At 46.8% G+C, this 12,399-nt stretch carries 7 protein-coding genes; 3 read left to right on the plus strand and 4 right to left on the minus strand.

Going from position 1 to position 12,399, the window contains the following annotated elements:
• Position 1: 1 nt before the first annotated feature.
• The 4 genes from AC1DFM_RS19080 to AC1DFM_RS19095 all read right to left on the minus strand — a co-directional run bounded on the left by AC1DFM_RS19080 (position 2) and on the right by AC1DFM_RS19095 (position 6,653).
• Positions 2-1,723 (minus strand): NHL repeat-containing protein, encoded by a 1,722-nt coding sequence (locus AC1DFM_RS19080; protein WP_477078341.1) that lies wholly within the window; start codon positions 1,721-1,723, stop codon positions 2-4.
• 17 nt (positions 1,724-1,740) lie between these two features.
• Positions 1,741-4,917: a TonB-dependent receptor gene (locus AC1DFM_RS19085; RefSeq protein ID WP_477078342.1), complete on the minus strand. Its 3,177-nt coding sequence runs from the start codon at positions 4,915-4,917 to the stop codon at positions 1,741-1,743.
• Between the two features lie 86 nt (positions 4,918-5,003).
• Positions 5,004-6,011 (minus strand): FecR family protein, encoded by a 1,008-nt coding sequence (locus AC1DFM_RS19090; RefSeq protein WP_477078343.1) that lies wholly within the window; start codon positions 6,009-6,011, stop codon positions 5,004-5,006.
• 84 nt (positions 6,012-6,095) lie between these two features.
• Positions 6,096-6,653 carry an RNA polymerase sigma factor gene (locus tag AC1DFM_RS19095; RefSeq protein WP_477078344.1) on the minus strand — a complete coding sequence of 186 codons (558 nt, stop codon included), beginning with the start codon at positions 6,651-6,653 and terminating at the stop codon, positions 6,096-6,098.
• Positions 6,654-6,942: 289 nt separating this feature from the next.
• On the opposite strand from AC1DFM_RS19095, the gene AC1DFM_RS19100 reads away from it, so the two are divergent.
• The 3 genes from AC1DFM_RS19100 (at position 6,943) to AC1DFM_RS19110 (ending at position 12,393) form a co-directional block, all read left to right on the plus strand.
• A complete protein-coding gene (locus tag AC1DFM_RS19100) occupies positions 6,943-7,554 on the plus strand; it encodes an RNA polymerase sigma-70 factor (protein ID WP_477078345.1) in 612 nt (203 codons plus the stop codon).
• Complete coding sequence (locus AC1DFM_RS19105) at positions 7,538-8,665, plus strand: FecR family protein (protein ID WP_477078346.1); 1,128 nt, start codon at positions 7,538-7,540, stop codon at positions 8,663-8,665. Before AC1DFM_RS19100 ends, AC1DFM_RS19105 begins: the two co-directional genes overlap by 17 nt.
• Positions 8,666-8,742: 77 nt before the next feature.
• Positions 8,743-12,393 carry a SusC/RagA family TonB-linked outer membrane protein gene (locus tag AC1DFM_RS19110; protein ID WP_477078347.1) on the plus strand — a complete coding sequence of 1,217 codons (3,651 nt, stop codon included), beginning with the start codon at positions 8,743-8,745 and terminating at the stop codon, positions 12,391-12,393.
• Positions 12,394-12,399 lie beyond the last annotated feature (6 nt).

A 12,399-nucleotide genomic window follows, 5' to 3' on the forward strand; every position in this document is an offset into this window, starting at 1 on the left:
ATTATTTTCTGTCGAGTGTAATGGTAGTAATGAAGACAGGAGCTGGATTATCGCGGCTATAGCCAACAAATAGTTTCCCGAACTGATCAAATACAATGCGGCTTACTTTTCCAAGGTTGGCGGAATCGCCGGGCAATGGCCGGGTATTATCAATGGTTAACTGATAGCCGGCTATCTTGTAAATCATCTCTTTATTCACATCCATCTTGTAAATCATTCTTGTAGCGCCATATCCTTCATCACAGCTGAACAGGAGGTTGCCGTCGAAGTCGGCATCAAAGGAGGTTACCGCGCGGATGTCTACTTCCTTGAAGGTGCCGGTGTAGGCGAACCGGTTGGGGGCGTTGGCAGGCCGGCCCACAATAGTGCTGACTTCTTTGGTGAGTGGATTGAATTCCCGGACACATTCCTGCATTTCAGGTGTAGGGCCCTGGGCAATATAGAATTTGCCATTCCCCGCGAGGGCCATGCCTCTTGGCCAACCGATGTTTACTTCTGCACCGAAACCATCATTCGAGTTATTATTGAGATCACCACCGGTTTTAATAATTTGCGGATGGGTGCCGTCCAGGTTGTAAAAAGTATGCTCGCCATAATCATTAGGCAGGGCAGAAAATGTGGAAACGGTATTGTCTGCAATAGATAGCTTGCGGAGCGCAACGCCGCCTGATCCGGTTCCCTGGTCCAGGAAATAGATATTACCAGCTTTATCCAGTTCTATGCTGACAATATTACCAATCATCGCTTCATTAGCAGGGCCATCTTTAATCGCTCTAAAGAAGGGATAGAGGTCCATGCAAAACTTATCATAAGGAGCGCTGAGTAATTGTTTTACTTCACCACTAATAGGATTGATCTTCAGTAAGCGGGGAATCGTTACATCCATGTCAATGATTCTGCCATCGTCTGGTATGGTAATGCTTACTCTTCTGGGAGAAAGTACGCCCATATAAATAGCGCCATCCGGACCTACTTTCATACAGTTGATCTGTTTCAGTTTCAGGTCTTTCAGCTGGGTAGCAAATTCATTTTCTCCATTCCCACCAATCGTGGTAATTTTCCCGCCTTCAATTTTCCGGAGGCCCTGCGTGACAACGTTAGTGGCGTGATGTTCCTCATCTTGCCAGGAAAGGTTCCCATAGTCGATGAAGTAGAGCGTACCGTTCTTGTCGAGTCCCATGTCGAGTATACCACCAATAGTAGCCGTGCCCAGTGCTCCGTCAATAGGTGATATTTTCCGTCCCCAGTCCGCAAATGGCGCGTTGATAAGAGGGCTGACGGTGACCTTGCCGGGAAACAGGATATCCGGTTTCTTCACAATAAAAGGATACGGCGGATATTTTACGTCAGCCAGTTTTATGTAAATATTTGTGCTGCCAATGAGCGCGTCTTCTGATATTCTCAGTTGAAAAGTATCTACCACCACCGTGCGTGTTTCCGTGGAAAGATAACTGACAGGATAGGTCACCTGTTTTTGTCCGTGTGATACAATTTCAGCCAGCGCGTTGCCAATGTATATCTGAGGCGTTACGGCGCGGTTGCCGATTTTAGCATAAAGGGGAATGATCTCACCCCGCATGCCCGACTGACGGCTTCTATCGTCACCGATGCCGATCACACCGGTGTCTCCCTCTCTTATCTGTACTTCGTCTTCAAAGGCTTTGTTGCAACTCAGTGCGGTGACAAGCAGCAATAACGGGTAGTAATATCTTATTAATTTCATATCCGGTAGTTAGCGCATTAGAAAATAAAATTCAGACCAAGTGAATAGTAAGGTCTCGAAGAGAACGACTGGTAAGGCTTATCTTTCTTACCAGTACCATCAAATTTGTCAACACCATCATATTTGTAGTTGTGGTTGTCGTCCAGAAATAGTTCCCTTTTCTGATCCAGTAAATTTTGTACACCCAGTTTGGTATGCAGATACTTGTTGATACGCTGGCTCCAGGTGAAGTCCAGCAGGTGTTGGCCCCGCTGCATTACATCGGCAATCGTCTGGTTGTTGTTGCCGAGGTAGGTAATCATAGAGCCCGTAATATTATAGCTCAACGACAACTTTGTGCCGATGGAAGGGTCTTCATAATTCAGGGCGGCATTCACGATAAAAGGTACCTGTCCCTGTAAGGGTCTTTTGCGTCCCTTCGTGTTGCCGGACATACTGGTGGGCTCCTGTACTACCTGACTGTAAATCCACGCGCCATTCAAAATAACCGACAGGTTCCGGAACAGGTTGCCGGGAATAAACTGCAGGCTTTTTCTGATCTCGGATTCTAACCCATATACTTTCGTAGGACCAGAGTTAACAAAACTGAGTTCATTGATGAATGATTCGTAAAAAGGTTCTCTGTTCAATATCTGTTCTATAGGCGCATCCATGGTTTTATAGAAGAAACCGACATTGAACATCTCGTTATTGGCCATGCTTTTGGGGTACCACTCCAACCGGATATCGTAGTTATTGATATTAACTGTTTTCAGGCTGGCGTTACCTGTATAGGACAGATAGTTTTGAATATCCTGGTATACAAACGGCGCTATTTCCCTGAACTCGGGACGGTTAACCGTTTTGCCAAATCCTGCCCTTAATATCAGGGTTTCATTTGGTTTCCACGATAGGTTAACAGAAGGTAATACGCTGGTCACCGGCGATTCCACAATCAGGGGATAATTGGCATAGCCTGCACTTAAGGCGCCTACAATGCGCAGGCGGTTATCTTCCACTCTTACTCCTCCAAATATAGAGAGATGCGCTTTCGGGATGTTGATACCAGTAGCCAGGAACGCTGCGGTCAGCTGGTTATCGGCAAAATAGCTATCGTTGGGAATGGTTTTTTCCTGCCATACAAACCCGGTGTTATCCGCCCGGAAATGCGATGGCGCCAGGTATTCGTCGAGCATGTCTTCTGTTAGCTTATAGCCGGGTTGACCCGGAAAGCTCAGATTGGGATCGTAGAAATTACTCCCTGTTTCCAGTGAAAACTGGCGCAAAGCTACTTTTCTGTTCTTGCGCTGGTAGTAAACGCCGGCTTTAAGAGACCAATTGGGCAGCAGGTTATGTTCGGCTTCCAGTGTAGCCTGCGCCGTGTTTTCTCTAACGCGGGTGTATACACGCCGGAGGCTCCCGTATTTTGAAGCGGAGGTGCCCAGTGTAAAAGGATTACCACTTATCTGCTCCGGGAAAGTGCTATCCATTCCCCGACGTTCATACCAGGCTTCCCGCATATCGGGATCATTCCGCAATAACGTAGCGTAGCCGGCATTCACGAACAGCTTTGTATTTCCTTTGTTTTTAAGATGGGTGTAAGCGCTGAGCTGACCATTGTAAAGAAAGGTACTCTGAAAAATCAGCTGGGTATTTTTGTTGGTACTTCCGCCGTTGTTATCGGAGAAAAAGATATTGTTGGTGACTTGTTTGGTGCCCAGTTGATTGATAAACTGTTTCAACTCCAGCCGGGTGCTATCGCCAATAGGAATGGTGTTTTGCTGGATCAGTGTTAAACGGGCATTTTGCACGCCACTGTTGATGATGCCGTCTGTGCGGTTAGCTTCTCTGGCATCGTAGTAAGGAATCTCGTTGTCCTGCGTAGTGAAGGTATAGGCCAGGGAGGTAAGATTGCTGACCCTTTTGCGCCCTATTTTCCACGCATCATAGTAGTTGCCTACTAACCGCTTGTCGAGGTCATTGTGGGTCTTAAACGTCCTGAAATTGTTGGGAAATGCCTGCCAGTATTTTGAACTTTCTTTCGGGTCTCCCAGGTTTAGTTTGATGCCGTCGGGGATACCGGCGGGTAATGCGCGTTTACCATTGTCGAAACCCAGCGCATCATAGGGACCGCCTGCATAAGAAGGCATATCCTGAAAGCTGGACCCGGGGCGGTATTGCGTGGAAATCTGCAGATCAAATTGCCTGCTGAGCTGACTGCTTTTCGTGTAAATCTTAACTACGCCACCGGCGAAGTCACCGGGTAAATCCGGTGATGGCGATTTATAGATCATAATACGATCTATCATGCTGCTGGTAATCAGGTCATAGGAAAAGGCTTTGCTGTCCAGTTCTGTAGCGGGTGCAATGTTGTCGTCGAGATAGGTTACGTTATACCGGCGGTTCAATCCACGTACGACAATGAACCGGTCGTTGGTAACATTTACGCCGGATATACGGCGTACTATTTCTGCGGCGTCGCGATCCATGCTGCGGGTGATCTGTTCATTGGATACGCCGGAAACAATGCCGCGTGCACTCCGGATTTCGTTGATCATCTGCACGTCGGTGGTGTGGATTACTTTTTTCCGGGGCAGGCCTTTTATCACTACTTCCGCCAGGTTTTTCCTGGGCTGTAGTTTGTAGCTGACCGGCGTTAGTTTTTTAGTGTCCACTTTCACGCCATTCAGTACACCGGTTTCGTAACCGATATAGCTGAATTGAATGCTCACGCGTCCGGCCGGAACTTTTTCCAGTTTGTAATAACCTTTTTCATCGGTTACTGTAGCGATGTTGGTATTGATAATGCGCACCGTAGCACCGATCAGCGGATCTCCGCTTTCAAAGTCAACCACTCTTCCGCTGATGCTGCCAGGGGCCTCCTGTGGCGGTTTAGGAGAAATAATAATATTGTTGCCATTTACGCTGAACAACAGGGCCGTACTGGCCGATAAACTTTCGAGATATTTATAAATATTAGCCCGCGCAATCACACCGGTATGCAGGGATACGGTTTTATTACGAACCAGTGCGGGGTCGTAAATAAATTTAAAACCGGTACCGTCGCTGATCCTGCGGAGAGCACTCTCCAGCGATTCCTGCTGTCGCTCTTCTGCCAGGTGCGCTGCTGCCATACTCCGGCTACCATAACCGGGTACGCATAGCAGGCAAAGCAAAGATGCGGTATGAAAGAAGGGTAGAATTTTCAAGTACATATAGGTGATATATTTTTATTAAAGACAATAGAATGCCTGCCGCAGGCGCGCGCTGCAGCAATACATGCCGTATCTGGACTTAATTATTAGCCGGCTTCGTTTACCCAAACGGTATTACCGTCATGTTTGAAATGAAGGCGCCGGTTATAGCTCAACAGCTCCAACACCTTATCCAGACTAACATTCCTGTCGAACGATGCGGTATAGAGATATTGCCGGGGGGCGTTGTCATTGAACAGGAAACGAATATTATAATGTGCCTGCAATATCAGGGCAATGTCCTGTAGCGACTGATTATAGAAATACAATTCACCGTTTAGCCATCTCCGGTAGTCATCGGCTTTTACAGCAAGTACGGTGCTTTTTTCGGGAGATATAATCAGTTGCTGGTCCGGCAACAGCTGCCGGACATCGCCGTGGTTGTTGACGGCAATACGGCCGGTGGCCAGTGTGATTTTTATTTGCCGGATGCCAGCATAAGCCTGGATCATGAAGGAAGTACCCAATACTTTTGTTTCCACATCCCGGCAGCTGACGCTGAACGGATGCGCGGCATCTGTGGCCACCTCAAAAAAAGCTTCTCCCGAAAAATATAATTTCCGGTTAACGGTATAATTGGAAGGCACCAGCAAAGTGGCATCACCATTCAGTATTACCTGCGAGTTATCGGGCAGCCGTACACTGCGCTGTTGGCCCGGAAGGGTACGGATGGTATCAAAGGTTACCGCCGCTATGATGGCCGCTGCAGGGCGCCGTTGCAGCAGGTAAATACCCGTGGCAACGATACCGGTGAGCACGGCGGCCCATGTCAGGATTTGTTTGTAACGGCCTGTTTTTTTCTGCAGTACCGGTTGGGTATACAATGCTTCCCGGAATAGCGCAAAAGCCGCTTGTTGACCGGTATCATGGCCGGATACCAGCTGGAACAGGGCAGTAGCTTCTTCAAACAACATTCTTTTTTCCGGATGTTCTTTTAACCAGTTTGTCCAGTAATGTTGTGCAGTGCCTGATTTATCCCTGCAATAATCACAGAAAGTTTCATCCAGCAGAAAATCTTCTGCCTGTTGATATTGATGCGAATGGCTTGCTTCCAAGTTAAGCGGATTGTGTACACTAGCAGGAGAGAGCGATGGCCGTTTTTTCCATGGTGAAAACGGGGAGTTAACAATTTGGTAATATCAGACGGTGGTTTTGGTCACTGCCAGTAGTTTCCTTAAGGTGGTAAGGGCTTCGTGGATATAGGTATACGTTGTTTTCATGCTTTGCCCGGTGAGCGAAGCTATTTCCTCGTAACTCTTCTGCTGGAAAAATTTCATTTCAATCACCTGGCGATATCGGGGAGCTAATTGGGCGAGGGCCAATTGTACGCGGGTGCTGCGTTCCTGCTCCACTGCTCTGTTGATCAGGATTTCTTCATAAGATATTTCTGCCAGAAAGGCTTCGGGTATGGTGTCGGGGGCCAGGGAAATGGTTTTGTCGCTTTCTTTGATGGCGGCATGTAGCTGGTGGCGAAGCGCCACAATCAGGTAGTTCTTCATATGAAGAATGGCCGGTAACTTTTCTTTGGATTGCCAGAGCCGGAGAAACAGCTGGTGGATAGCATCGCGAATGAGTTCCTTATCCGTTGTAATATAGCAACCGGAGGTAAATAATACCTGGTAGTAGGATTGATAAAGTTTCAGAAACTCCTCACGATCGCCGATCCTGATGAGTTCCCAGTTAATGGAAGGATTCATGAACGCTAGATAATATGATCCCGGGCACCTGTTTTCACAAAGTTTCAAAGGTATTGGTTTGGTGGGGACTTGTTTTTTAAGAAATTGTTAAGCGCGCTGGCAGGAGGGGTAAAAAAAATTTAGCCACCCCTTCACCCGTTTTTTACACTTGCGTTGTCTTCTTAAGAGAGAAAAACAGGTTTTAGGGGTAAAAGTGGATCATTTGGAAGGCTGCTGGCCATCATCGATGGGAATAGTTCGGGATTTTTCAATACTTTGTTCGCGAAAAAATGAAGATACAAAGTGTACTATGCATCAACCGGGATTGGAAGAAGCTGTTTCTTTTGAGGAACAATTCAGGCTTCATTGTAAATATTTGTGCGCGGTAGCATATCATATGGTGAAAGATGAAGATATCRCCATGGATATTGTACAGGATTTCTTTCTGAATTATTGGAGGAAGCGCGATGTGTTGCAGGTAAGGTATGACTTTAAGAGTTATGCGGTGTATGCTATTCGTAATACGGCGCTCAATTATCTGAAAAAGAACGGCAAAATAAAGTTAATGGAGGTACATCAGATGGAAGAGCTGATAGCATATACGCCGGAAGCAGATGGCACCGAAGAAGAGCGGCGTAAAGCCGCTTTATGGGGAGCCATTAATCGCTTACCCGAGCAGCGCCGCCGGATATTTCTGCTCAGCAACCGTGATGGATTGAAGTATAAGGAGATAGCAACGGCATTGGACATTTCCATTAACACGGTAAAAACACAGATAAAACTGGCTTTACAGTTTATGCGGAAGGAGTGTGGTTGGATGGTGAATGCCACTTTCCTGGGTTTATTTCTCAAAATGATGACGACTTTCACCCTTTTTGAAAAATTGTTTGTCCTAATTACAAGTTATGATGCATACAAATGACCACGATGATAAGCAGATAGACTGGGACAAGCTGCTGGAAGTGCTGGATGGCAACGGCGCTGCGGAGTCGCTGAATAGGCAGGAGCGGGAGATGCTGGCAGCAACGGTGGATATGCAGGTGAGATTACATGAAGACAAGTTCTCTGAAGAGGTGATGTGGAGCCGGTTTGTGGCAGCAAAAGAAAAAGGACGCATCCATCGTCTGGTCATCATCAGGCGATTGGTAGCAGCTTTGCTGGTACTCACCGTGGGCGCAGGGATATGGATGCTGGCGCCCTGGCGCAAACATCGCCCCATTGAACTGGCCAATGCTGCCCCTTCCGGAGATATCATATTAAAACGTGCCGGTGGCGTGGTGACACTTGGTAACCGTGTACAATCCATCCCACAAGGGGCTGGTGCACAGATTCAGTCTGATTCCGCCGTGATCACCTATACCAAAGGTAATGGGCAGGAAGTGTCTCCATTACAGGATACACTGGTAGTACCGCTGGGCCGTCAATATGGTCTTGAACTATCTGATGGTACCCGGGTGTTTCTGAATGCCGCTACCACATTGGTTTATGCGGAATCATTCCATGGCAGCACACGCGATGTATATGTAAACGGAGAAGCATTTTTTGAAGTAGCGCCCAACTCACATCAACCATTTATAGTGCATGTGGGAGAATTATCTATGAAAGTGTTGGGGACTGCTTTCAATGTGAATACGTATGAAGGAAATATAGTCACTACCCTTTCCAGTGGTAAACTCCTGGTAGCGGCAAACAGCAACCAGGTTACCTTACAGCCCGGAGAACAATCCGTTTACAGCAAAGGCGCGCTGAGCAAGCATACCGTTGACGCCGGGGTGTTCACTGCATGGAAAGATGGAGAGCTCTTCTTCGATGATGCACCGATGTCAGATATCGCTAAAGTATTATCCCGTAGCTACGAATACAATTTTATATTCGATGATCCGGCGGCTGCCAAAATGCAATTTACACTAGCTATGCACAGGCCTTCTTATTTACAGGAAGTGCTTACCCAGATTAACCGGAGTAGCAGCGACCTTTTATTTAAGGTGGAAGACAGAACAGTACATGTAACAATGAAAAGTAAAAAGCCATAACATCATTTAAAATCAGTCATCAGACAGCATGCAGGCAACAGTCCGTTGCCCTGACTAAACCGTAATATCAACCACGAATGAGAAAACTAACCGCGCTATCCTTCTTCCGGAAGGATGTGAAGAGCTTTGTCTTGTATGGTCCGTTCCTCCTCCTGTTGTTGTTCCTGAATACAGCAACGGCACAGGATAATTCCGGACAGGAAATTTTGTCGAGACGGATAACGTACGAAGCCAGTCATGTGTCCCTTAGTAAGGTATTGAAAGACCTCCGGGAAAAAATGAAGGTACGATTCACCTATAATACAGAGGTGATAGGCCGGCAGCCAGAGGTGACCGTGAAAGTGAATAACGTGACGCTGGAAACGTTGCTGAAGCAGATATTGAGTAATACTACGCTTGGCTTCACTGGTGTGATGGATGGGGTAGTGATTTACGAAACCGACAGGAGTAAGGTGCCTGGCAAAGAAGCCAGGATTATACAGGGCCGGGTGACCGATAAAATTGGTAACCCTTTGTCTGGTGTAAGTATCAAAGGGCTTACATCAAAAGAGATGACCATTACCCAGGGGGATGGTACTTTTCTGCTCCTGCCCTGGGCGGATGAACAGATCAGCCTGTCCCGCGTAGGGATGAAAACGCTTACCTATAAAGTAGACAAAGAAGTAGGAGGAGCAATGGTGTTTAAGATGGACTCGGTAGTACAGGAAATAAAAGAGGTCATCGTGAACGGTTATCAGAAGATAGATCCACGTTTATTTACCGGTGCGGTGACGAAATTAAGTGCTGCAGAAATCATGCAACCAGGGATGCCTACCATCGATAAAATGTTGCAGGGAAAGGTACCCGGTCTGATGGTAATGAATACTTCCGGTGGCGTGAATGCCAAAGCCACCCTGCGTATCAGAGGAACATCCACTTTGTTGGGTAACGCATCACCGTTATGGGTGGTGGATGGCGTGATCCGCCCGGAGCCGGTAGACGTGTCCAATGCTTTACTTAATAACCTGATCGATCCGGCTGCTGCATCCAATTTTGAACTAATGGGGAATGCTATCAGCGGGGTGAGTCCTTTTGATGTGGAAAGTATCACTTTTCTGAAAGATGCGGCTGCCACTTCTATCTATGGTACAAGGGCCGCCAATGGGGTGATTGTAGTGACCACCAAAATAGGCAAGGCGGGTCCCATGCAGGTGAGTTATAATACCAATCTTTCTTTCCAGCAGCGTCCTGATTATAGTCATCTCAACCTCATGAACTCGAAACAGCGTGTGGAATTGTCTAAGCAGCTGCAGGACGACGGGGTTATTTTTTCGGGGTTTCAGAGCGGTTTCCCGGAAACAGTTTCTTACGAAGGACAGTTGCGTGCTTTGTATATGAGACAGATTACAGAAGATCAGTTCAATAGTAACGTGGCGCAGATGGAAGCGCGTAATACAGACTGGTTCAAGGTATTATTCCGGAATCAGTTCAATATGCAGCATAACTTAAGTATCAGTGGTGGTGCAGGCAAAACTACCTACCGTGCTTCCATGGGATATGCTAATAATAGATCCAGTGCCATTGGTGATGGCAATAAAAAATATAATGCATTATTCAACTTACAGAGTCAGGTGGGAAAGAAACTGAACGTTTACCTTTCTATGAGTGGAGATTATATGGATGCCAACAGCTTTTATCCTACAGTGGCGCCAATGACCTATGCAATACAAACTAACCGGGGTTTTAATCCCAACGACTTCTACCCCTTGTCCCGTATAGTGCTGGGTAGTGAGTGGGTTGCAGGGGCACATGATGTAAAGCCAATTACAAATCCTCCGATTGTATTCAATATGTTGAATGATATGCAACATACGTTTAACACCAGCAAAACACAGAGCACGGTATTGTCGGTTCAGTTGGATTATAAGTTGATGCAGGGACTCACCCTGCGTAATAAATCCAGCGTGGTGATCAACAGTACAGCAGGGCGGGTAGGGTATGACCAGCAGTCATACGCAGCAGCCATGACTCGTGGATGGAACCTGGATGTTACGCCTACGGACCAGCAGGTGGCCCTTTCGTACCTGCCTGTTGGCGGCGTGGTAACGTTTAACAATCAGCGGATGGTGACGGTAGCCACCACTAATACTATTGATTATAGTCTTGATTTGTTCAAAGGCCGTGACCTGTTCAATGTTAGCCTGAACCAGGAGCTGATCTCCACTAAGATCGATGGGACTATCAGCAGGGAGGCCGGATATTTTCCGGATCGGGGAAAAACGTTCTACGCTTCCCCGGTTGGCAGAGAAAAGATCAACAGCCAGGTAGAAGTAGACCAACGTAATAACAGTATGGGTGTTTTTGCTACTGCAGGTTATAACATGGCGGGGCGCTATACCTTGTATGGTACTATCAGAGCTGATGCCACCAATCGTTTCGGCCAATACACGAAATCAAAATTTTTGCCCAACTGGGATATCTCCGGACAGTGGAATGTATCTGCAGAGAAATGGTTCCCTACCAAAGGCATCAGCGCATTACAGATCAAATCGTCTTACGGAACACAAGGCAATGCGGTAACAGCGGTAGGCCCTAACCTGGTAGCAGGTTATATGACCGATAATGATAAAAACAGTCGTACGCTGTTGCCGTATTTGCAGATTAAATCGTTGCCCTATCCCGATCTTCGTTGGGAAAAAACGTATCAATGGAATATCGGAGCGCAGATCGGCTTTTTTGATAACCGCCTGACGGCAGCATTTGATTACTTCACCAAACATTCCGTGGATTTACTCGACAATGTGATTATTCCATATGAGTATGGCAGGAGTTCAATGTACAGAAACATAGGTGTAATTGACGGCAAGGGTTGGGAGCTGTCTGCCACCGTGATGGCCATCAGAAGAAAAAACACAACGGTTTCCCTTACTGCATCGGCCTCCAAAGTGATGAGTACACTGGCAAGTACGGTAAGTCAACCTGCTTACCCAACCTTGTTTGATGGTTCAGGACATTTGCCAGGCCGCCCGGTGAGTGGTTTTTATTCTTACCAGTTTACAGGTTTGAGCCATACTAATGGTATGCCTTTGTTCGGTAAGATGGATCGGAAAGAGGCCACTACGAACCCCGACGATATCCTGGTTTATTCCGGACAAAGCCTGCCTAAAATTTATATGAACCTATCGCCCACGATCCGTTATAAATCGTTCTCATTCACCAGTGCATTTTATATTAGCCTGGGGAGCACTAAACGTTTGAACAGTCCGTTTGTGCTGGGAAGTGATTATAACTCTGTTCCTTCTCCATATGCGAATGTACCTGTTTCCTACTTCGACCGCTGGCGTAAACCGGGAGATGAATTGACAACAAATATCCCGGGTATCATCAGTAATATTCCCACTAACATGTGGGTAGTGGTGCCTTACTTTAAGCAAGGCGCCTTAAGCAACACAGCAGGGGAGCGCATCAACATCAATCCCTATGCGGCTTACAATCTTTCAGATATCAGAACCATTCGTAACAATTATCTCCGTTGCAATATGATGGCGGTAAGCTACACGGTTCCAACGAAGTATCTGGTTGGTAAAGGCGTAAAGAATTTATCCGTTGGGTTTAACGTGAACAATGTTTTCACGATTGCCAATCGTAAACTGAATGGACAAGATCCGGAAGTAGGCGATGTAAATTCCGGCTATGGTGCTTTGCCGTTGTCCAGAACTTATGCGTTCTCTCTCAGTGCTGCTTTATAATGTAAC

The organism is Chitinophaga sp. 05T412 (assembly GCF_056396465.1).